Here is a 22,062-nt window from a genome sequence, read left to right as displayed (position 1 = left end):
GAGCGTCCCGGAAGCCTCGGGCACCCCACTTTTTGCAGCGTATGACCGCTTCCCTGACTCCCGCCGCGCTCGCATTCAACGACAACGGCACCCCGTTCTCCCCGCTCTACGACGACGTCTATCACAGCGCCGCGGGCGCCTTCGCGCAGTCCGAAGCCGTTTTCTTGCGGGGCAACGCGCTACCCGCGCGATGGCAGCGGCGCCGAAATTTCACCATTCTGGAGACGGGCTTCGGCCTCGGCGTCAACTTCCTCGCCACGTGGAAAGCGTGGCGCGATGACGCAGCGCGGTGCGAACGCCTGCATTTCGTATCGGTGGAAAAGCATCCGTTCGTCGCAGCGGACCTGCGACGCGCGCTTGGGCCGCTGGTTGCGGATGCATCGATCGCCCCGCTCGCGCAGCAGCTCGCCGATGCCTGGCCGATGCTCGTGCCGGGCACGCATCGGCTCGAATTCGAAGGAGGACGAGTCACACTGACGCTCGTCTTCGGTGACGCCACTGAAACGGTTCCCACGCTCTGGTTGCGAGCCGACGCGTTCTATCTGGACGGTTTTGCGCCCGCAAAAAATCCGGACCTCTGGTCACTCGCCATCTTCAAGGCACTGGCGCGCGTGGCGGGCGAAGGCGCGACGTTCGCCACATGGTCGAGCGCGGGCGACGTGAAACGTGCGCTCGAACAGAGCGGCTTCGAATACCGGAAGGTGGAAGGCTTCGGCACGAAACGCGCGATGCTGGTAGGGCGTTTTGCGCCGCGCTGGCGAGTGCGGCGTTACGAGCCGCCATTGCCCGCCGCCGTTACCGAACGGCACGCCATCGTGATCGGCGCGGGGCTTGCCGGTTGCGCAATGGTGGAACGGCTCGCCGCTCGCGGCTGGCACATCACGCTGCTCGAGCGCCATCATGCCGCGGCGCAAGATGCCTCCGGCAATCCCGCCGGCGTATTTCACCCCATGATCTCGCGCGACGACAGCAGTGCATCGCGCATCACGCGCGCCGGCTTCCTCTATGCGCTGAAGCGCTGGGCCGAACTCGAACGAGCCGGTCTGAATCTTTCGCGCGGCACCGGCGGTCTGTTGCATCTCGCCGCAAACGACGAAGAAGCGCTCGCCATGAACGATGCGCTTGCAACGTTCGCATGGCCGGCCAATTACGTGAGGCCTGTCACGCGCGAGGACGCGCAGCGCATGGCCGGCGTCGCCGTCGCGCAGCCGGGCTGGTTCTATGAACAGGGCGGATGGATCCAGCCGGCGTCCGTCTGCGCGGCTCAATGTGAAGCGGCGGGGGGCCTGCTCGAACGGCGTTTCGGCGTGCAAGCCGCACGTATCGAACGAAGCGGGGACGGTCGATGGACCGTGTTCGACGAAGCGAACCACGTCGTTGCACGTGCGCCCATCGTCATCTTGGCGAACGCGCACGACGCCGCACGCGTAGCCGGCCTGCGTCACGCGCCGACGCGCAGCATCCGCGGCCAACTCACGCTCGTGCATTCCGCCCACCACAGCTGCCGCGCCGCCCATCCGCTCGCCGCGCTGCGCGTGCCCGTGATCGGCGAGGGCTACGCCATTCCGCTTGCGAACGGCATCACGCTCACCGGCGCGACCTACGAGCTCGACGACCCCGAGGCGTCCATGCGCGAAGCCGGCCACGTCGAAAACGTCGAACGCGTGTCGCAGATGCTGCCGGACACACGGGCGGCGCTGGATGCAACGTTCACCGGCCGCGTCGGCTTTCGCTGCGTGACGAGCGACCGCTTGCCCATGCTCGGGCAGCTTGCCGACGAATCCGCGGCGGCCCGCGATGCCGTTCGTCTGCGCGGCGCGTGGCCGCTCGACCTGCCGCGCGCCGAAGGACTCTATGGTGCCTTCGCGTACGGATCGCGTGGATTGGTGTGGGCCGCGCTCGGCGCCGAGTTGATCGCCTCGCAGATCGAAGGCGAGCCGTGGCCGCTCGAACGGGATCTCGCCGAGAACCTGGACCCCGGTCGTTTCCTTCTGCGCGCGCTACGACAGCAGACGCTGGCCTGAGGCCTTCGATTCGACAGAAGGTTGTCCACGCCAGGTTGTGGATAACCGCTGGAAGGACCGGCGCAACTCATGTGGAACCGGTGTGGACGTAATCGGGATAACCGACGTCGTCGTTTCCGGTCCGCGAAAGTTACCAGGAGAAGCGAGCCTGCGCCACACACGCTTTACATCGGGTTGTGCGCGCAGCAAGCCGCTGATCCCTCACGGTAAACCGCCGTTATCCACAGAAAAGCGACCGGCTTGTTAACTTCTACTACGTATACATACAGATAAACATGTAAACCAAAGGCTAGCCCGGACCTGTCTGGAATGCGAAGGTCCGGAAAAGCGCGCCGCCTCGGGCGCAATCCACGGTGCCTCCGCGTTCGCTCCGCCGCACACCACCTCCCCAGAGCAACGCACGGATTCGGTCTTTTTTGCCTGACCGGCGCCAGCTATCCCCAGATCAATTACGTATTTACCGTTTTGAGCGCGAGTTCGTCGCAGATGGCGACTGGTGCAAAAAAGCTGTGGCACAATCGCCGTTCTCCAGGCGCCCATGCTCCGGCAGCGGGCGTATCCACGGAACGGTTGCCGGTCGCCCGGAATCTCAGTGCGTAGGGCATAGGGCAACGTTCATTCATCGATCGCAGACTCGTCGCTACGGCAGCGCGTCTGCAAATGCGCCGGTCCCGACGTCTCTCCGCCGGGCTGGGTGTTTCCTGTTTTCCGTCTCGATCCGCTAGAGGACGACTGACGCCGCGTCGCGTATACGTCGACAGTACGGCGGCCGGCGATCGACGGCCAGCAAACCGGCAAGCGTCTTACCCTGGCATCGAAAGTGCGGTTTGCCCGGGCCGTGTTCTCGCGTGCGCGCACGCCGTCCCGCTAAAAAAGGAGAAACCAACACGATGAAGTCGGCGTTTTCGTTTTTTCCCGCATGGCCCACTGCCCCGGATGCCATCTTCTGGGCAGGCCTCGCGCTGCTCGCGGCCGGTTTGTGCGGCGAGCTTTGCTACCGCGCGTGGCGTTTGCCGCGCGTTTCGGGCTATGCCGTGATCGGTCTGATCGCCGGTTCGGCGGGTTTTGGCGTCATCGACGCCAGTTCCGCCGGCGCTGCGCGGCCGCTGCTCGATGTCGCGCTCGGGCTGCTGCTGTTCGAACTGGGCAGCCGGCTCGACTTGCGGTGGATTCGCCGCAACCCGTGGCTCATCCTGTCGAGCGTGGCCGAATCCACCCTCACTTTCGTGCTCGTGCTGGCCGTTTTGCTGTTCCTGAAGGTGCCCATCATGGTGGCGATGGTGGTCTCCGCCATCGCGATGGCGACGTCGCCGGCCATGGTGATCCAGCTGAAGACCGAGCTTGGCGCCGAAGGCCAGGTTACGCAGCGGCTCATGACGCTCACCGCGCTCAACAGCATGTACGCGGTGGTCGTCGAAAAACTCGCTTCCAGCTGGCTGCACCAGGAAATTTACGGCAACGTGTTCGCGACCATCCTGCAGCCGCTTTACCTGCTCGTGGGTTCGCTGATCGTCGCGTTCCTGCTGGCGAAGGCGTGCACGCTTTTTTATCGCAAGCTCAGCGTGCAGGACGAGCATTCGTTCGTCGCGCTGTTCGGTCTGGTGGTGCTCGCGGTGGCTATCGCGCATCTGCTGAAGCTTTCCACGATCCTGAGTCTGCTTGCGGCCGGCATCATCGTGAAGAATCTGGAGGCGCGCCCGCAGTTGTGGCCGCAGCACTTCGGCACGGCGGGGTGGCTGCTCACCGTGATCCTGTTCGTGCTCACGCTCACCACGTTCGAGTGGCGAGACATCGCAATCGGCGGACTCGCTGCGGCGGGCCTGATCGTGGCGCGCCTCGTGGCGAAGCTGGTCGGCGTGCTCGTTTTCGCGAAGCCGAGCGGATTGCACTGGAAGCAGGGTATCGCGCTCGGGCTGTCGCTTTCGCCGATGTCGGCGCTTGCGTGGCTGCTCGTGGACGACACCTACGACCTCTATCCGACGTTCGATCCGCAGCTGCGCGCCGTGGTCATGTGTTCGATCGTGGTGTTCCAGATCGTCGGACCGTGGCTCGTGTACCGCAGTCTCGCGCAGGTCGGGGAACGGCGCGAAGAGTAGGTTTTCCGTGGTCACGCCGCAGTGCGGCGTGACCGTCAGCATCACCTGTCGAAACCCAACGCCGCGCAGGCGTGCCGGTTGGTGCGGATGAGTGCCGGTCGGGCATGCGCGGTTGAAGCGGAAATGCCATGTCACTTGAAACTTTTGTCGATTCGAAGCCGTTCACGTTCGGCATTGAACTCGAGATGCAGATCGTCAACACCCATGACTATGATCTGACCAAAGCCGGCACCGACCTGCTGCGGCTCATCAAGGACCAGAAGATTCCGGGCAACATCACGCCCGAAATTACCGAGAGCATGATCGAGCTCTCCACGGGCATCTGCACTTCGCACGAGCAGGCGCTCGGCGATCTGCGCGAGATTCGCGACACGCTCGTCGCCGCGGCGGACCGGCTCAACGTGGGTCTCTGCGGCGGCGGCACGCACGCGTTCCAGCAATGGAGCGAGCGGCGCATCGTCGATTCGCCGCGTTTTCAGTACCTCTCCGAGCTTTACGGCTATCTCGCCAAGCAGTTCACGGTGTTCGGCCAGCACGTGCACATCGGCTGCCCGGATGCGGACAGCGCGCTCTTCCTGCTGCACTCCATGTCGCGCTTCATTCCGCATTTCATCGCGCTGTCGGCTTCGTCGCCTTACGTGCAGGGCGTGGACACCGGTTTTCATTCGGCCCGGCTCAACTCCGTGTTCGCGTTTCCGCTCTCGGGCCGCGCCCCATTCGTGCTCACGTGGGACAGCTTCGAAGAATATTTTTCGAAGATGGTCCACACGGGCGTGGTCAACAGCATGAAAGACTTCTACTGGGACATCCGGCCGAAGCCCGGCTTCGGCACGATCGAAGTTCGCGTCATGGACACGCCGCTTTCGGTGGACCGCGCCGCGGCGATCGCGTGCTACATCCAGACGCTCGCGCGCCATCTGCTTTTGGACAAGCCGATCACGCCGAAGGAAGACGACTATCTCGTCTACACGTTCAACCGTTTCGAGGCCTGCCGCTTCGGACTGGCGGGCAGCTGCATTAATCCGCAGACGGGCGAGCGCCGCACGATTTCGGAAGACATCATCGAAACGCTCGAGCGCATCGCGCCGCATGCCGACGTGCTCGGTTCCGGCCATGCGCTCGCCGAGATCGGCATGATCGCGCGCAGCCAGGTGAACGATGCCACGTGGTTGCGCGGCGTGGTCGCGCAGGAGAAGTCGCTGCACGAGGCGGTTCGCCAGCAGTGTCTGCGCTGGCGCGAGTGACGCGGTGGTGTGAAGAGACAGGCCACGCGGACGAAAAATCCGAAAAGAAACAGTAAGCAGCGCGAACCTGAACGCGTCACGCATGCGTCATTTTCGGTTGTCGAAAAAAATTTTCGTCCGTCGTGGCTTCTTATGATTTCAAATGTTTACGTATACAAACATCGTAGTAGTTAACAAGCATTGCGCTCGCCTGTGGATAACCGAACATTTCGCCGCAAAGTCATAGACCTGCGCAAATGACAAGCGGATGGATTGGCACTGCGCAGGCGGCGAAAAAGTGGGATAACTTCGACGCGCGCCAATCGGTCGCGCGCTTTATCAAGAAACCGCACACACGCAATCCCGGTCGTTTCAACGCATTATCCACACCCTGCTTGGGATAACTTAGCTGTGCGATTCGGCGCTCTCGCATAGAATGTCGCTTTGCCGCAGTGTGAACGGTCGCGGCAAGCCCCACACGCGTAAGCAGATGGCTCGCGCGGCCCCGAGGCACGGCGCATTGCCACCTGGCGAACGGTGCACGGAGCGGGACATTTTTGAGATGACGTTTCCGGGACGGGAAGACGGGACAGTATCCCGATGAGGCCGTCCTTCCCCACAGGTTGCCGGCGTGACTGGCGGCCGACGATACAGCGCGAGCTGTCAATAACCAGCGAAAGACTATGAGCGAAGGCGTTTACGGAGAACAGCCGACCGGGCGTGTGACGCACAGCCTGTTGCGGCTGAGTACGGCCATGCGGAGTCAGGCATGGGAATGGGCAGAAGGAGCGGGGTTGACCCCCACGCAAGGCGAGATTCTCGTTTTGCTGATGCAGCGTAAGGGCCCGATGCGGCTCGGCGAGATTGCGCGCGAAACCGCGCTCACCGCCGCGACGACGAGCGACGCAGTGAGCACGCTCGAAAACAAGGGCCTTGTCGAAAAGCGCCGTGCGCTGGACGACGGCCGTGCGCTGGCCGTACGCCTTACCACCCGCGGCCGCACGGCGGCCAAACGCGCGGCGCAATGGCCGGACTTCCTCGCAAAGGCAGTGAGCACGCTGCGCGACGACGAACAGATCACGTTCTATCGCACGCTGCTCAAGACCATCCGCCAGCTCGAAGTGCAGGCGCACATTCCGGCACACCGCATGTGCCTGACGTGCGAGCACCTTGAAGCGAGCAGGAATCCGAAGAAGACGCCGCACCGTTGCGGCGCGCTCGACCTGACACTGGTCGATACGGATCTGCGGCTGGACTGCGGCGCGTATCAGGAAGCCGACGCTGGCACGCAGAAGAAGATCTGGAAGATCTTCGCGCAGCAAGGCTGAAGCGCCCGCCGGAAACGGAACTGCCCGTCTGTGGCGCTTCACTGCTGTCTTGGGACGTGAGCCGCCGCCCCTGCCTGGTGCGCCGCGCTTTGCGCGCGTTTTGCCCATGTTTTACCCAATCGAGGTGTGCGATGTGTCGCACGCCTATGTGAACGTGAAGCGGGGAAGCGGCGATGAATCGCGAAGTGTTGGCTGTTCGCCATGTGTACTTCGAGGATCTGGGCAGTCTCGAACTCGTGCTCGGGGACCGCGGGCGTCTCGTGCGCTATCTCGACGTGGGGTTTGCGCGCATCGAGGCGCCGAATCCCGTCACGTCGTCGCTGATGGTGATACTGGGCGGCCCCATCAACGCCTGCGACGATGCGCATTACCCCACGCTCGCGCCGCTCGCCGCGATGATCGAAAAGCGCATTGCGGCCGGGCTACCCACGCTCGGCATCTGTCTGGGCGCGCAGTTGATCGCGCGCGTGCTCGGCGCGCGCGTCTATCCGGCAAGCCACACCGAACTCGGTTGGACGCCGCTCACGCTCACCGACGCGGGCCGCGCCTCACCGCTTCGTCATCTCGACGGCGCCCATACCTCGATGCTTCACTGGCACGGCGACACGTTCGATCTGCCGCAAGGCGCCACGCGGCTTGCGTCGACGCCGGCCTGTGAGAATCAGGCATTTGTGTGGGGCGACCACGTGCTGGGCCTCCAATGCCATCCCGAAATTCGCACGGACCGGTTCGAGCCCTGGCTCGTCGGCTATGCCGGCGAACTCGCGACACATGGCATCGACGTCAACCCGTTGCGTGCCGATACGGCGCGCTTCGGTCCGCGCCTCGAAGAAGCCGCGCGCCAGATGTTCGGCGAGTGGCTCGATGAGGTGGACGCCACGATGAGCGCCAAAGCGAAGAGTTGAAGCGAAGCCGCGACATGTGAACCGACGTCGGTCCGAAAGGCCGACGCGCCCGCCTGGTTCATTCGCGCCGCGTGCCCCAAGCCGCGCGTCGTGCAGCCTGCCTGCACCGATAAAACCCCCATGCTATTCTCGACCGCTCCTGTCATCGTCTGACGAGAGAGTCCATGAGCGCGCTGTTCACTCCCATCACGCTGCGTGGCGTGACGCTTCCGAATCGCATCGTCGTTTCGCCGATGTGCCAATACTCCGCGGAACGTGGCGAAGCGACCGCATGGCACATGATTCATCTCGGGCAACTGGCGCTCTCCGGTGCCGGCATGCTGTGCATCGAAGCGACTGCGGTCGAACCGGACGGACGCATTACGCCCGCCGATCTGGGCTTGTGGGACGACGTCACCGAAGCAGCACTGAAGCCCGTGCTCGCAGCCATCCGCAAGCATTCGCCCATTCGCGTCGCGATGCAGCTTTCGCACGCGGGGCGCAAGGCCTCGAGCCATGTGCCGTGGGAAGGCGGTCAGTTGATTCCGGTGGCTGAAGGCGGCTGGCAGCCGCACGCGCCGTCGCCGGTTCCGCACAAGGAAAGCGAAGCGCCGCCGCTTGCACTCGATGCCGCGGGTCTCGCGCGCGTGCGCGAGGCGTTCGCGGCATCCACGCGGCGTGCGGCACGGCTCGGCATCGACGCCATCGAAGTGCACGCGGCGCACGGCTATCTGCTGCACCAGTTCCTCTCGCCGCTCGCCAATCAGCGTACCGACGAATACGGCGGCTCGCGCGAGAACCGCATGCGTTTCCCGCTCGAAATCTTCGACATCGTGCGCGCGCAGTTTCCGGCCGACAGGCCGGTCGGCGTGCGCGTGTCCGCCACCGATTGGGTGGAAGGCGGCTGGACGCTCGAAGACACCATCGCCTTTGCCCACGAGTTGAAGCGCCGCGGCGCGGACTGGATCGACGTATCGTCGGGCGGCGTCTCGCCGTTGCAGAAGATCCCGCTCGAACCGGGCTACCAGGTGCCGTTTGCGCGCGAAGTCAAGAAAGTGACGGGCATGACCACCATTGCCGTCGGGCTGATTACCGATGCGCAGCACGCCGATCGCCTCGTCGAAGAAGGCGATGCGGATCTCGTCGCCATGGCGCGCGCCATGCTCTACGATCCGCGCTGGCCCTGGCACGCGGCGGCACAACTGGGCGCCACCGTGCAGGCGCCGCCGCAATACTGGCGCTCGCAGCCGCGCGAGCAAAAGGCGTTGTTCGGCGATATTTCGTTCGGCCAACGTTAGTCGCGAGCCGTTGGCGAGCAGGCAACGAGTGCATCATACGAGTCGCCCGCTATTTGGCAGGTTGAACGAATCCATATCAAGCGTGTACGATGCCGTTTGTGGCGCGATGTGCGCTACAGCGAATGACGCGGCGCCTCGGGGGCGCCGCGTTTGCTATTCGCTTCCGAGAAATGCCGCGGCATATCGCGCGCCGGCAGCGGCTCACGCGAGGTTTGCCGCCGGAATGTTCACTTCCCGTTCTTCACAAGGATTCATTCAATGAGTTCACGCAGGTTCGCCGTGCGCCAGTCGGGTGTGCACGGCAAAGGGGTGTTCGCCCTCGAACCGATTGCAGCCGGCGAGCGCCTGATCGAATACAAGGGCGAACGGATCTCGTGGAAGGAAGCCTTGCGGCGCCATCCGCACAATCCGGCGGAACCGAATCACACGTTCTATTTCGCGCTGGAAAGCGGCGACGTGATCGACGGCAAGGTGAACGGCAACAGCGCGCGCTGGATCAATCATTCGTGCGCGCCGAACTGCGAGGCCGAAGAGATCGACGGGCACGTCTACATCGAAGCGCTGCGCGACATCGCCGCGGGCGAAGAGCTGTTCTATGACTACGGCCTCGTCATCGACGCGCGTCAGACGAAGAAGCTTCAGCGCGAGTACGAATGCCGATGCGGCGCCCGCAAGTGCCGCGGCACGATGCTCGCGCCGCCCGAAAAGACGAAGAAGGGCGGCAAGGGCGAGGGCAAGTCTGCGAAGAAGAAAAAGAAGTAAGGCAGCAGCCTGTGGGATTACATGTCGATCGGCGCCTGGTGCGCCGATTTTTTTGCGTCCGCGCCATGGTCGTTCGTGGCGCGCCTGCTGTCCGCGGCAGCCGACTGCGGCGCCAGCGGTACGCGAACGACGAAGCGTGCGCCGCCTTCCGGCGCGTCTTCGTAGTGCACCGTGCCCCGGTGCAACTTCATGATGTCGTGCACGATGGCGAGGCCCAGGCCCGCGCCGCCATCCACGCCGGACTCGCTCTGACCGTCGCCGCGGAAGAAGCGCTTGAACAGGTCGGCCTGCTGGGTCTTCGGTACGCCCGGTCCATTGTCCTCCACAGCGATCTCGGCCATCGCCACGCCGTCGGTCTGCAGCTGCGTCACCGTCACGGTGATGCGTCCGCCGTCCAGACGCGCGGGCGGTGCGTACTTCAACGCGTTGTCGAGCAGGTTCGCCACCACCTCGTGCAACAGCACAGGGTTGCCGCGTACGAGTAGCGGATGATCGTTCGCCGGGTCGTCGAGTCGCTGGAAACCGAGGTCCACCTGCACGGCGAGTGCGCGCGGCACCCACTCGGCGCCGGTTTCGAACGCGAGCGCGGCGAAATCGATATTGACGAAGCGCGCGGCCTGCTCGCCGGGTTCGGCACGTGCAAGCGACAGCAACTGGTTGGAGAGACGCACCGCGCGGTCCGCCGCTGCGCGTAGCTCGCGCACCGCAGCCTGCACCTGTTGCGGGTCGCGTGAGACAACGGCCTGCTCCGCATGCAGCTTCACGGCCGTGAGCGGCGTGCGCAATTGATGCGCGGCGTCGGCAATGAACTTGCGCTGCGCATCGAGTGCGGTCTTCAGGCGACCCAGCAGCGCGTTGAGCGCGCCCGTCAGCGGTCGGATCTCAAGGGGTACGTACGTTTCGTCGACGGGCTCGAGCGACGTGTGGGTCTGCCGGTTCAGCGAATCAGCCAGATCGGTCAGCGGATTGAGCTGCTGGTTCACCACGCGCCAGACAATGGCCCAGCCTGCGAACAGCAACAGCAGCAGCGGCATCATGATCGCCACGAGAAACTCCGCGGCGATGCGAAAACGATGGCGCACCGGTTGGCCCACTTCCACCACGATCGGATTGCCGTGCGGCTGTTCCACCCGCACCTGCGCCACGCGCACGCCAATGCCGTTGTGCTGCGTCTCGAAGACGTACGCGAAGTGCATGCGCGTAATGTTCGTACCCCGCAACGGTAGCGAGGGATCGCCGGCGATCTCCCTCGTGCCGTCGCTGATGCGGTACACCAGATGTTCCACCGGGTCCGAGAACATGGCCTGCGCGAGCGGCGGCACGGTGATGGGGGCGTCGCGGCCCGCAATCTGGATCTGTCTGGAAATGGCGGTCGCGAGATCGGCGAGCGAGCGGTCCACGACGTGCTGCGTGTATTGCCACGCAAGCCAGTACGCGATGAGTCCGCTCATGAGCGCGAGCAGCGAGAGCGGCGCAGCGAGGCGGCGCAGCAGCGTGCGCCTCAGACTGTTCGCGGCCGGGTGGGGCATGATCGGACCTGCCGAAAAATGGGACGTGCCGTGCGAGCCGGTGAGGGGGGCTCGCGCGGCATACACGGCTTCGTTACGAAGCCTGGCGAATCTCCTGGAGGAGATAGCCGAAGCCGCGCACCGTCACGATTTCGACGCGGCAGTTTTCGAGCTTCTTGCGCACGCGGTGCACGTAGACCTCGATCGCGGTGTCGCCGAGGTCGCCGCCGAAATGCGTGAGGTGATCCTGCAACTGGGCCTTGCTGACCACGCGGCCGTGGCGCAGCAACAGCATTTCGAGCACGGCGAATTCGCGCGGCGAAAGTTCGAGCGGCTTGTCGTCGTTGAAGATGCGGCGGTCCACGCCCGACAGGCGCACGCCGCCCAGCGACACTTCGGGGCGCGGCACGTCGCCGTGCGGACCGCTGCGGCGCATGACGGCGCGAATGCGCGCTTCGAGTTCGGCGGGCTCGAAGGGCTTGAGCATGTAGTCGTCGGCGCCTGAATTCAGGCCTTGAACGCGATCGTTCAGTTCGTCGCGCGCCGTGAGCACGATCACGGGCGTGTGGCGATTGCTCTGACGGAAGCGCGAGAGCAGCGTCATGCCGTCGATGCCGGGCAAGCCCAGATCGAGAATCACGAGTTCGTGGCGATTCTGTGTGAGCGCCTGTTCGGCGAAGATGCCATCGTGGACCATGTCGACCGTGAAGCCGGCTTGTTCGAGGCTACTTTGGATGCCGCGTGCGATAGGGCGGTCGTCTTCGATGAGAAGGAGTCGCATGGGATTCGCTCAATTACAATGGGTTAGCTTGTAGGCACGCGGTTCGCCGGCGCGCGGATGCACAGGAAGCACGCTGGGCAGCGTGCGGTGCCGGGATGATCACGAGAGACATGTCCGAAATCACGATCAACGAACTGGAAGCCGCGATCAACTTCTGGCGCAGCCGTACGCCTTCTTCCGGCGACGAGCTTACCTTGTGCAAGGAGGCAAGCGCGCTCTCCAAGCCGTATGCGCTGCTGATTGTACAGCGTCGGAACGCCGTATCGCTGGATGCGCTGGAGCCTTTGGCGCGCGAAGCGTGGGAAACTTACGTTCGCCTTAATATCTGGCGCACGAACTGAAGGCCCAATGGCGGTTGTCCTGCAATATCCTTTCACCCGCAGCGTTTTTTGGCCTGCATCTGCGTGCGTCGCGATGGTTTCGCTCAATCAGGTTGCGCACCCTTCGCGATCGAATCGATGAATTTGGCCATGAGGATGTCGCGCTCCGTGATGCCGCCCGCTTCGTGCGTGGACAGCGTGATCTCCACCCTGTTGTAGACGTTGAACCATTCGGGGTGATGGTCCATCTCCTGGGCTTTGATGGCGACGCGCGTCATGAAGCCGAAGGCCTCGTTGAAATCGGCGAAGCGCAATTTGCGCTGGATGGCGTCGCGGCCTGCCATAGCCTGCCAGCCGTCGAGCTGCGGGAACTGACTGGCGCGTTCCTCGGAAGTGAGCTTGTGGATCATCGTGTCACCTCTCGTGGGTGGGTCGTGGGGAAGCTGGCGTTCGGCTATTTTTCCACGGATGCCGGCATGGCGTCGGACCACCGCCCGCCCAAGGCCTGCCGGCAGCGCAACGCTGCGCGATGTCTCGCTGCTTTATGCAATACTCATGCGAAAAGCCGTTACGACACGCGGAGAACGTTCATGCTTGAACTGGATCACTTCGATCTTGCGCTTCTCGAGGTCTTGCAACGCTATGGACGCGCCACGCATCAGCAACTCGGCGAACAGATTCCGCTGTCGCCATCGCAGATTGGGCGGCGGTTGCAGCGGCTCGAGACGCTCGGGGTGATCGATGGTTACCGCGTCGTGCTGCGGCCCGAAAAGCTGGGCCTCGGCGTAACGGCGTTCACGAGCCTCAAGCTCAAGCACCACGGCGATTCGATCATCGAGCAGTTTCAGCAACAGATCGACACGCTGCCCGAAGTGCTGGAATGCCACGCGGTAGTGGGCGAGGCCGACTATCTTCTACGGATCGTGGCGCCCGACCTCAACGCGCTTTCCTCTTTCGTTATGAAGAAACTCATGCGCGTGCCGGGCGTGGACAGCGTGCGCTCGAACATCGTGCTGGCCACGTTCAAGCGCAATGGCCCGCTGCCGCTTGCACACCTGGGGCCGGGGTTGTCCGCCGCCTGAATACGTGAAGCGCAAACGGCGCGTGCCATCAGGGATGATGGATCTCGCCCGCGTCATCGCGTTTTGCTGTGCTACGTGCCACGTGCTACATGCGGCGTTTCAGGCGACGATGAGCGGCTCGCCCAGCTCGGGTTTGTCGTCGGCCGCATTGAGCAGATCGACGTAAGCGACAGCCACGAGATCCGCTTCCGGCACGCCGAGCTTCGCGAACACGGCGTGCGCTTCCGCTTCGCCGCCTTCCTCGTCGTCGTCCGGTCCCAGCACCACTTCCAGTTCCACAAAATCGCCGAGCCCGTCCACGCGGTCGAGGTGAATGCGCGTGCGTCCCACCAGATAAACATGGCGTTCTTTCGTCACGATGCCGCGCGTCGTGAGTGCCGTTGCGAGCAGCGCATGCATGGCCTCGGGATTGGTGACGGGGCTGCGCGTGTAGTACGAAGCCTTCGGGCCGTCGCGATCGTCGCGCTGATAGAAGATCAGCTCCGCGGGCGTGCCGTCGTCGAACTGGCGCAGCTTGAGACGACCGCGCGGGACGTCGTAGAAGAAGTCCTGCTGCCGGAAAATCAGCGGTGACTCGGGCGTCAATTGCGCGGCGCGCTCGCGCAGCTGTTCGAAGTCACGGGCGCGGGCTTTGATCTCGATGTTGCGTGCCATGCTGAAGCTCCTGTCTGTCGATGAAACAGCAACGGCGCCGCTGGCCGTGCAAAGGCAACGCGGCGCCGCCGGAAAGAAACAGCCACCCTTGCGCGATGCGAGTCACAGATGCGAGCCGGGGACGGAAACGCGAAAGTCGAATCTAGCAAAAACCGTGTGACCGTGGCGTTACGGCGCAAATCCGTGACGTCGGTTCATGGCTTGATCGTCGGCGCACGTCATGAGCGACGCTCATATCGCCCATTGCGTTTCGATCAGCTTCAGTGCGGCTGCGATGGCAGGCTCCTGCTCGCGTGCGGCAAGCGTGATGAAGGTGAGCTGCGTGGGCACGGTGATGCCTTCCACGATCGTGAGCGCGTGTGCATGCGCTTCGGCCAGCGCCGTCGCATCACGCGCGAGCGAAAGGCCGACGCCCGATTTCACGAGGTCGAGCATGGACGGCTCCTGGTCCACTTCGGCCACCTTCACAGGCGTGACGCCGGCTTCGGCGAAGCAGCGCGTCAGCAGCCTGTTATGTGCCGATGCGGGCGGCGTCCAGATCCACGGCAACGCCGCGAGCCCGCGCCAGTCGTGGATGCCGCGTACGCGGTCTTTCCAGCCTGCGGGTGCCAGCACGCGGTATTGAAAGTGCGTGAGCGTGACCGCGTGAAATACGTTGCCGTCGCGCGGGTCGTCTTCGGCAGGCAGCCCGATGTAATAGCCGACGTCGAGTTCGCTCGAGCGCACCTGCTCCCGCACCCAGCCCGACATGCCGTGTCGCAGCGCGGTCTCGATCTGCGGCCACGTTTCCACGAGCGGTTTCAGAAAGCCGCCGAGCCGCAGGAATTCGGGGTCGAGGATCGTGCCGATGCGCAGCCGCCCGCGCACTTCGTGGCGCAGCGTGGCGGCGGCGCGCTGCACGTCGCCAGCTGCCGCGAGCGCGCGTTCCGCGTGCGGCAACAGCGCCTGGCCGTCGCGCGTGAGTGCGAGCCCGTGAGACGTGCGCGTGAAGAGCGACACGCCGAGCGTCTCCTGAAGGTTCTTGATCTGCAGGCTCACGGCCGGCTGCGTGAGGTGCAGATGCACGGCGGCACGCGTGAGGTTGCCCTCGCGTGCCACGGTGACGAAGGCCCGGAGCAAGGTCAGGTCCATATTCCTGATATGAGTGCGCCTTATATGGCAGTTGAGCATAACTCATTGGATTGCCCTGCGGTTTCGCCGCTACGCTTGGCGAATCTTCGGCAATGCCGACGTGGGACAGATACCTGCGCCATGCCGATCACGAACGTGCGCCGCAGCCAATGCAGCCCGATGCAGCAGGACGCAGCCGGGCGCGGCGCAACGGAGGAGACGAGACACGATGGACAAGACCAAAGCGGCGGCAGGCCGCAGCGAGCCGCGCCGGCTCGAAGGCGAATTCGATTACGTGATCGTGGGCGCTGGCACCGCGGGCTGCGTGCTCGCGAACCGGCTCACGGAAGACCCCGACGTCTCCGTGTTGCTGCTCGAAGCCGGCGGCAAAGACGATTACCACTGGATTCACGTGCCGGTGGGCTACCTCTACTGCATCGGCAATCCGCGTACCGACTGGCTTTACAAGACGCAGGCCGAAGCAGGCCTCAACGGCCGGGCGCTCTCGTATCCGCGTGGCCGTGTGCTGGGCGGCAGCTCGTCCATCAACGGCATGATTTACATGCGCGGGCAGCGCGAAGACTACGACGAGTGGGCACGCACCACGAACGATCCGTCATGGTCGTGGGATGCAGTGCTGCCCGTGTTTCGCCGCAGCGAGGACCATCACGGCGGCGCGAATACGTGGCACGGTGAAGGCGGCGAATGGCGTGTGGAACGGCAGCGCCTGAAGTGGAAGATTCTCGACGCGTTCGCGCAGGCCGCGCAGCAAACCGGCATCCCCGCGACCGACGACTTCAATCGCGGCGACAACACCGGCGTCGGCTACTTCGAGGTGAACCAGAAGCGCGGCATTCGCTGGAACGCATCGAAGGCGTTTCTGCGTCCCGCGATGAAGCGGCCCAACCTCACCATCATCACGGGCGCGCTCACCGAGCGTGTGGTGTTCGAGGGCAAACGCTGCGTGGGCGTGGAATATCGCGGCGACGGCGTGAGCTACGCGGCGAAGGCGCGCTGCGAAGTCGTGCTGAGTGCGGGCGCCGTGAACTCGCCGCAATTGCTCGAACTGTCGGGCATCGGGAACGGTGCGCGACTGCAAGGTCTGGGTATCGATGTCGTGCACGACCTGCGCGGCGTGGGCGAAAACCTGCAGGACCATCTCCAGTTGCGTATGGCGTATCGCGTGCAGAACGTGCGTACGCTCAATACGGCATCGGCTCACTGGTGGGGCAAGCTGATGATCGGCATGCAGTACGCGCTGTTCCAGAGCGGTCCCATGTCGATGTCGCCTTCGCAGCTCGGCGCGTTCGCGAAGTCCGACCCGTCCGATGGGTCGCTCACGCGGCCCGATCTCGAATACCACGTGCAGCCGCTTTCGCTCGATCGTTTCGGCGAGCCGCTGCATCGCTTCAACGCGTTCACGGCGTCCGTGTGCCATTTACGGCCCACCTCGCGCGGCAGCGTCCACATCGCTTCGCCCGATGCCGCGGCGGCACCGGCCATCGCGCCCAACTATCTGTCCACCGACTACGACCGTCACGTCGCGGCCAACGCGCTTCGACTCACGCGGCGCATCGCGGCCGCACCCGCGCTCGCGCCATATCGTCCGCACGAAATTCTGCCCGGTCTCGTGTATCAGACCGAAGAAGAATTGCAGGACGCCGCGGGCAACGTGGGCACCACGATCTTTCATCCGGTCGGCACGTGTCGCATGGGCACCGCCGACGATCCCGGCTCAGTCGTGGACCACCGTTTGCGCGTGCGTGGCGTGGAAGGATTACGCGTGGTGGATGCATCGGTGATGCCCGTCATCACATCGGGCAACACCAACTCGCCGACGCTGATGATCGCGGAGCGCGCAAGCGACATGCTGCGTGCGGATCGTCGTGCACGACTCGCGGGGCGCGACGAAGCGAAGCCGGCAAGCGTGTCGATGTCCGTTGCATGACGACGTGGCGACGCGTATTTCGGCGCCTGTGCGGAGCGCGCTGCATACGCGCCGGGCCCTAAGTGCAAATCCCTATGATTGCGCTGCATCATTGGCGAGACAATGGCGCCATGCCGCTCGGTGCCCCGCGCTGCCATCCGCAGCCACGCACTGCGCCACGGCCGATACGGGGGTGCGGTCGTCATCACGCGTTCGCGCAATCCGGTGCGCGAGGTGTCTACAAGACTTCGCCTTCATTCGCATGGAAGAGGACATGATTCTCGGCGACACGATTCTGGAGACGCGCGGACTCACGAAGGAATTCAAGGGCTTCACGGCCGTCAACGGCGTGAACCTGCGCGTGCGTCGCGGCACGATTCATGCACTCATCGGCCCGAACGGCGCGGGCAAAACGACGTGCTTCAACCTGCTCACCAAATTTCTCGAACCCAGCGCGGGGCAGATCGTCTTCAACGGCATCGACATCACGCGTGAGCGCCCGGCGCAGATCGCGCGGCGCGGCATTATCCGTTCGTTCCAGATTTCCGCGGTATTTCCACATTTGACGGCGTTGCAGAACGTGCGCGTGGGACTGCAGCGCACGCTCGGCAGTACGTTCCATTTCTGGAAGAGCGAACGCACGCTGCGCGAGCTCGACGATCGCGCGATGGATCTGCTCGCCCAGGTCGGCCTGACCGATTTCGCCGACGTGCGCACGGTAGAACTTGCCTACGGTCGCAAGCGCGCACTCGAAATTGCGACCACGCTCGCCATGGAACCCGAACTCATGCTGCTCGACGAGCCGACGCAAGGCATGGGGCACGAGGACGTGGATCGCGTCACGGCGCTGATCAAAAAAGTATCGGCGGGCCGCACCATTCTCATGGTGGAACACAACATGAACGTGATCGCCGGCATCTCGGATACCATCACGGTCCTGCAACGCGGCGAGGTGCTGGCCGAGGGCGCGTACGCGGAGGTGTCGAAGAACCCGCTCGTGATGCAGGCCTACATGGGCAGCGCCGACGCAGCGCTTGCCGGAGCACATGCATGAACACCGTGACCGAACGCGAGAACACAGAAGTGAGCGGCGCGGCCGAAAGCACGCCCGCGCTCGCCATTGCGGGTCTGCAGGCCTGGTACGGCGAATCGCACATCCTGCACGGCGTGGATCTCACCGTGGGACGCGGCGAAGTGGTGACGCTGCTTGGCCGCAACGGCGCAGGCCGTACCACGACGCTGCGCGCCATCATGGGTCTGACGGGTCGCCGTACGGGCTCCATCAAGATTGGTGGCCGCGAAACCATCGGCATGGCGACGCATCGCATCGCGCATTGCGGTGTGGGCTACTGCCCCGAAGAGCGCGGCATTTTTTCGAGCCTCTCGTGCGAAGAGAATCTGCTGTTGCCGCCGCCCGTGAGCCGGCACGCGCACGCCATGTCGCTCGACGAGATCTACCAGATGTTTCCGAATCTCAAGGAGCGCCGGCAGAGCCAGGGCACGCGCCTGTCGGGCGGCGAACAACAGATGCTCGCGGTTGCGCGCATTCTGCGGACGGGCGCGAATCTGCTGCTGCTCGACGAGATATCGGAAGGGCTTGCGCCGGTCATCGTGCAGACGCTCGCGCGCATGATCGTCGCGCTCAAGGCGCGCGGCTACACCATCGTGATGGTCGAGCAGAACTTCCGTTTCGCGGCGCCGCTCGCGGACCGCTTCTACGTGATGGAGCACGGCCGCATCGTCGAGCATTTCGGCGCGGCGGAGCTGGAAAGCAAGATGCCCGTGCTGCACGATCTGCTCGGCGTTTGAACCGAAACCCGCTTCACGGCGACACCCGCGTGCCGGGCGCGCCACCTGATTGCCTCGCACAACCACAACGCAACGAATGAAGGAGACAGGAATGAAGAAGAACAGCACTCTCGCGCGCTTCACGTCGATCGGCATCGCGGCCGCGATGTGTGCCGCGTTCGCGGCCGGCAATGCGCGGGCAGCCGACGACGCCGTGAAGATCGGCTTCATCACGGACATGTCGGGACTCTATGTGGACATCGACGGCCAGGGGGGTCTCGAAGCCATCCGCATGGCGGTAGCGGACTTCGGCGGCAAGGTGAACGGCAAGCCGATCCAGGTCGTGTATGCCGACCATCAGAACAAGGCCGACATTGCAGCGTCGCGTGCGCGCGAATGGTTCGACCGCGACGGCGTCGATCTGCTGATTGGCGGCACGAATTCCGCGACGGGCCTCTCGATGAACCAGGTCGCGGGCGAGAAGCACAAGGTGTACATCAGCATCGGCGCCGGCGCGGACACGCTCACCAACGAGCAATGCACGCCGTACACCATCCACTATGCCTACGACACCACGGCGCTCGCGAAAGGCACGGGTTCGGCCGTGACGAAGCAGGGCGGCAAAACGTGGTTCTTCCTCACGGCGGACTACGCATTCGGCAAGGCGCTCGAAAAGAACACCGCCGACGTGGTGAAGGCGAACGGCGGCCAGGTGTTGGGCGAAGTGCGGCATCCGCTCTCGGCGTCGGACTTCTCGTCGTTCCTGTTGCAGGCGCAATCGTCGAAGGCGCAGATTCTGGGCCTCGCGAACGCGGGCGGCGACACGATCAATTCGATCAAGGCCGCGAAGGAGTTCGGCATCACGAAGACGATGAAGCTCGCGGCACTGCTCATCTTCATCAACGACATCCACAGCCTCGGCCTCGAAACCACGCAAGGCCTCGTGCTGACCGACAGCTGGTACTGGAACAAGGACGAGGCTTCGCGCAAGTGGTCGCAGCGCTACTTCGACAAGATGAAGAAGATGCCGTCGAGCCTGCAGGCTGCCGACTACTCCGCCACGATGACGTATCTGAAGGCCGTGCAAGCAGTGGGCTCCACGGACTCGGACAAGGTAATGGCGCAGCTCAAGAAGCAGAAGATCGACGACTTCTACGCGAAGGGCTACGTGCGTCAGGACGGCAGCATGATCCACGACATGTACCTCATGCAGGTGAAGACGCCGGCTGAATCGAAAGAGCCTTGGGACTACTACAAGATCGTCGCGACCATTCCGGGCGAGCAGGCCTTCACGACGAAGCAGGAGACGCGCTGCGCGCTGTGGAAGTAACGGAATAGGGACGTGAGCGAAGTGCGGCGGCGAGAGGCCGCCGCACTTCGCTTCGCGCCGATCTCATCTGGACGACAGGTTCAATGGAAATCTTTGGCATTCCGTTGCCGGCGATGCTGAGCCAGCTGTTGCTCGGACTCGTGAACGGCTCGTTCTACGCGATCCTGAGCCTTGGCCTCGCAGTGATCTTCGGGCTGCTCAACGTGATCAACTTCGCCCACGGCGCGCTGTTCATGCTGGGGGCGATGCTCACGTGGATGGGCCTTGCGTACTTTCACGTGCCGTACTGGGCGATGCTCGTGCTCTCGCCGCTGCTGGTGGGCGTGTTCGGCATGCTGATTGAACGATCTATGCTGCGCTGGCTCTACAAGCTCGATCATCTCTACGGGCTCTTGCTCACCTTCGGGCTCACGCTCGTGATCGAGGGCGTGTTCCGTTCCATCTACGGCTCGTCGGGCCAACCGTACGACGTGCCGTCGGCGCTTTCGGGCGCGACCAACCTCGGCTTCATGTTCCTGCCGAACTATCGCGCGTGGGTCGTGGTGGCCTCGCTCGCGGTGTGCTTCGTGACCTGGTTCGTGATCGAGCGTACGCGGTTGGGTGCGTATCTGCGTGCCGGTACCGAGAACCCCAAGCTCGTGGAGGCCTTCGGCATCAACGTTCCGATGATGGTCACGCTCACCTACGGCTTCGGCGTGGCATTGGCCGCGTTTGCCGGGGTGCTCGCTGCACCCGTGATTCAGGTGTCGCCGCTCATGGGGCAGCCCATGATCATCACCGTGTTCGCGGTGGTGGTGATCGGCGGGATGGGCTCGATCATGGGGTCCATCGTGACGGGCTTGCTGCTGGGCGTGATCGAAGGCTTCACGCGCGTGTTCTGGCCGGAAGCGTCGGCTACGGTGGTGTTCGTCATCATGGCGATCGTGTTATTGGTTCGTCCCGCCGGCCTCTTCGGCAAGGAAAGATGATGCAGAGAAAAGCGCTTTATGTCCTGCTGTTGGTGGGCCTGATCGTGGCGCCGCTCGCGGGCGCGTATCCGGTCTTCGTGATGAAGGTGCTGTGCTTTGCGCTCTTTGCCGCGGCGTTCAATCTGTTGATCGGCTACACGGGCCTGCTGTCGTTCGGCCATGCCATGTTTCTGGCCAGCGCCGGGTATGTGGCGGGCTACGCGATCCAGTCGATTGGTCTTACGCCGGAACTCGGCGTGCTCGCAGGCACCGCGGCGGCCACGTTGCTCGGGCTTGTGGTGGGGCTCTTCGCGATCCGGCGTCAGGGCATCTACTTTGCGATGGTCACGCTCGCGCTCGCGCAGATGGTCTACTTCGTGTTCCTGCAGGCGCCGTTCACGCATGGCGAAGACGGCATGCAAGGCGTGCCGCGCGGCAAGCTGTTCGGGTTGCTGTCGCTGAGTTCGGACCTGGTGCTGTACTACGTCGTGCTCGTGGTGATGGTGCTCGCGTTCCTGCTCATCGTGCGTATCGTGCATTCGCCGTTCGGACAGATTCTCGTGGCCATCAAGGAGAACGAGCCGCGCGCCATTTCGCTCGGCTACGACACGGACCGCTTCAAGCTGCTTGCGTTTGTGCTCTCCGCCGGCATTGCGGGGTTGGCCGGCGCGCTGAAGGTCGTGGTGCTGGGCTTCGAGACGCTCGACGACGCCTACTGGACCATGTCCGGGCTCGTCATTCTGATGACGCTCGTGGGCGGCATGGGCACGCTGTTCGGGCCGTTGCTGGGCGCTGCGCTCATCGTCTCGCTGGGCGATCGGCTGGGCGAGATTGGCGGGGCGCTCGCGTCGGCGACAGGCGTCGACTGGTTCCGCTCGCTCGGCGAATCGGCAACCATCGTCACAGGCCTCATCTTCATCGCGTGCGTGTTGGCGTTCCGGCGCGGAATTGTGGGTGAGATCGTGGCGCGTGTGCGTCCGTTGCGTGCCTGAGCGATGAA

20 protein-coding genes are annotated in these 22,062 nt (G+C 64.0%); 15 read left to right on the top strand and 5 right to left on the bottom strand.

What is annotated here, in order from left to right:
* Window positions 1–41: 41 nt before the first annotated feature.
* The 7 genes from mnmC to U0042_RS19275 all read left to right on the top strand — a co-directional run bounded on the left by mnmC (window position 42) and on the right by U0042_RS19275 (window position 9,615).
* Window positions 42–2,024, top strand: a complete 1,983-nt coding sequence (gene mnmC / locus U0042_RS19305) for a bifunctional tRNA (5-methylaminomethyl-2-thiouridine)(34)-methyltransferase MnmD/FAD-dependent 5-carboxymethylaminomethyl-2-thiouridine(34) oxidoreductase MnmC (RefSeq protein ID WP_114813930.1) — start codon at window positions 42–44, stop codon at window positions 2,022–2,024.
* 890 nt (window positions 2,025–2,914) lie between these two features.
* Complete coding sequence (locus U0042_RS19300) at window positions 2,915–4,120, top strand: cation:proton antiporter (RefSeq protein WP_114813928.1); 1,206 nt, start codon at window positions 2,915–2,917, stop codon at window positions 4,118–4,120.
* Between the two features lie 128 nt (window positions 4,121–4,248).
* Complete coding sequence (locus U0042_RS19295) at window positions 4,249–5,364, top strand: YbdK family carboxylate-amine ligase (protein WP_114813926.1); 1,116 nt, start codon at window positions 4,249–4,251, stop codon at window positions 5,362–5,364.
* A gap of 662 nt (window positions 5,365–6,026) precedes the next feature.
* Window positions 6,027–6,671 (top strand): MarR family winged helix-turn-helix transcriptional regulator, encoded by a 645-nt coding sequence (locus U0042_RS19290; RefSeq protein WP_114813924.1) that lies wholly within the window; start codon window positions 6,027–6,029, stop codon window positions 6,669–6,671.
* 173 nt (window positions 6,672–6,844) lie between these two features.
* Window positions 6,845–7,576, top strand: a complete 732-nt coding sequence (locus U0042_RS19285; RefSeq protein WP_114813922.1) for a glutamine amidotransferase — start codon at window positions 6,845–6,847, stop codon at window positions 7,574–7,576.
* A 164-nt stretch (window positions 7,577–7,740) separates the two neighbouring features.
* Window positions 7,741–8,853 (top strand): NADH:flavin oxidoreductase/NADH oxidase, encoded by a 1,113-nt coding sequence (locus U0042_RS19280; protein WP_114813920.1) that lies wholly within the window; start codon window positions 7,741–7,743, stop codon window positions 8,851–8,853.
* Window positions 8,854–9,111: 258 nt separating this feature from the next.
* The gene (locus tag U0042_RS19275; protein WP_017772272.1) at window positions 9,112–9,615 is read left to right on the top strand and encodes an SET domain-containing protein; all 504 of its coding nucleotides are present in this window, start codon (window positions 9,112–9,114) and stop codon (window positions 9,613–9,615) included.
* 17 nt (window positions 9,616–9,632) lie between these two features.
* On the opposite strand, the gene U0042_RS19270 is transcribed toward U0042_RS19275, so the two are convergent.
* Together U0042_RS19270 and U0042_RS19265 are read right to left on the bottom strand one after the other, a co-directional pair.
* Window positions 9,633–11,144: a sensor histidine kinase gene (locus U0042_RS19270; RefSeq protein WP_114813971.1), complete on the bottom strand. Its 1,512-nt coding sequence runs from the start codon at window positions 11,142–11,144 to the stop codon at window positions 9,633–9,635.
* A 73-nt stretch (window positions 11,145–11,217) separates the two neighbouring features.
* Window positions 11,218–11,904: a response regulator transcription factor gene (locus U0042_RS19265; RefSeq protein WP_017772270.1), complete on the bottom strand. Its 687-nt coding sequence runs from the start codon at window positions 11,902–11,904 to the stop codon at window positions 11,218–11,220.
* A gap of 110 nt (window positions 11,905–12,014) precedes the next feature.
* Between U0042_RS19265 and U0042_RS19260 the strand changes: the two genes are divergently transcribed.
* Window positions 12,015–12,245, top strand: coding sequence for a DUF3717 domain-containing protein (locus tag U0042_RS19260; RefSeq protein WP_114813970.1), 231 nt, complete (start codon window positions 12,015–12,017; stop codon window positions 12,243–12,245).
* A gap of 83 nt (window positions 12,246–12,328) precedes the next feature.
* Here the strand turns inward: U0042_RS19260 and U0042_RS19255 are convergent, their stop codons facing one another.
* Window positions 12,329–12,634: a 4a-hydroxytetrahydrobiopterin dehydratase gene (locus U0042_RS19255; protein WP_114813918.1), complete on the bottom strand. Its 306-nt coding sequence runs from the start codon at window positions 12,632–12,634 to the stop codon at window positions 12,329–12,331.
* A gap of 180 nt (window positions 12,635–12,814) precedes the next feature.
* Here U0042_RS19255 and U0042_RS19250 point away from each other — a divergent pair, with 180 nt between their 5' ends.
* On the top strand, window positions 12,815–13,306 hold the full coding sequence (locus tag U0042_RS19250; protein WP_114813916.1) for an Lrp/AsnC family transcriptional regulator: 492 nt from the start codon (window positions 12,815–12,817) through the stop codon (window positions 13,304–13,306).
* A 99-nt stretch (window positions 13,307–13,405) separates the two neighbouring features.
* Here the strand turns inward: U0042_RS19250 and U0042_RS19245 are convergent, their stop codons facing one another.
* On the bottom strand, window positions 13,406–13,960 hold the full coding sequence (locus U0042_RS19245; protein WP_114813914.1) for a class IV adenylate cyclase: 555 nt from the start codon (window positions 13,958–13,960) through the stop codon (window positions 13,406–13,408).
* Between the two features lie 231 nt (window positions 13,961–14,191).
* The gene (locus U0042_RS19240; RefSeq protein ID WP_114813912.1) at window positions 14,192–15,091 is read right to left on the bottom strand and encodes a LysR family transcriptional regulator; all 900 of its coding nucleotides are present in this window, start codon (window positions 15,089–15,091) and stop codon (window positions 14,192–14,194) included.
* Between the two features lie 208 nt (window positions 15,092–15,299).
* Here U0042_RS19240 and U0042_RS19235 point away from each other — a divergent pair, with 208 nt between their 5' ends.
* The 6 genes from U0042_RS19235 to U0042_RS19210 all read left to right on the top strand — a co-directional run bounded on the left by U0042_RS19235 (window position 15,300) and on the right by U0042_RS19210 (window position 22,054).
* A complete protein-coding gene (locus U0042_RS19235) occupies window positions 15,300–17,018 on the top strand; it encodes a GMC family oxidoreductase (RefSeq protein WP_114813910.1) in 1,719 nt (572 codons plus the stop codon).
* 253 nt (window positions 17,019–17,271) lie between these two features.
* Window positions 17,272–18,051, top strand: a complete 780-nt coding sequence (locus tag U0042_RS19230) for an ABC transporter ATP-binding protein (RefSeq protein WP_114813908.1) — start codon at window positions 17,272–17,274, stop codon at window positions 18,049–18,051.
* On the top strand, window positions 18,048–18,806 hold the full coding sequence (locus U0042_RS19225; protein WP_114813906.1) for an ABC transporter ATP-binding protein: 759 nt from the start codon (window positions 18,048–18,050) through the stop codon (window positions 18,804–18,806). Before U0042_RS19230 ends, U0042_RS19225 begins: the two co-directional genes overlap by 4 nt.
* A gap of 145 nt (window positions 18,807–18,951) precedes the next feature.
* On the top strand, window positions 18,952–20,115 hold the full coding sequence (locus tag U0042_RS19220) for an ABC transporter substrate-binding protein (protein WP_419150532.1): 1,164 nt from the start codon (window positions 18,952–18,954) through the stop codon (window positions 20,113–20,115).
* An 83-nt stretch (window positions 20,116–20,198) separates the two neighbouring features.
* Window positions 20,199–21,083 carry a branched-chain amino acid ABC transporter permease gene (locus U0042_RS19215; protein ID WP_114813901.1) on the top strand — a complete coding sequence of 295 codons (885 nt, stop codon included), beginning with the start codon at window positions 20,199–20,201 and terminating at the stop codon, window positions 21,081–21,083.
* Window positions 21,083–22,054: a branched-chain amino acid ABC transporter permease gene (locus tag U0042_RS19210; protein WP_198665386.1), complete on the top strand. Its 972-nt coding sequence runs from the start codon at window positions 21,083–21,085 to the stop codon at window positions 22,052–22,054. The genes U0042_RS19215 and U0042_RS19210 overlap by 1 nt, the downstream gene beginning before the upstream one ends.
* Window positions 22,055–22,062: the final 8 nt, after the last annotated feature.

The organism is Paraburkholderia kururiensis (assembly GCF_034424375.1).
Classification (GTDB): Bacteria; Pseudomonadota; Gammaproteobacteria; order Burkholderiales; family Burkholderiaceae; genus Paraburkholderia; species Paraburkholderia kururiensis_A.
Note: the sequence above shows the minus strand (reverse complement) of the source record. Positions and strands in the feature narration are given on the sequence as shown.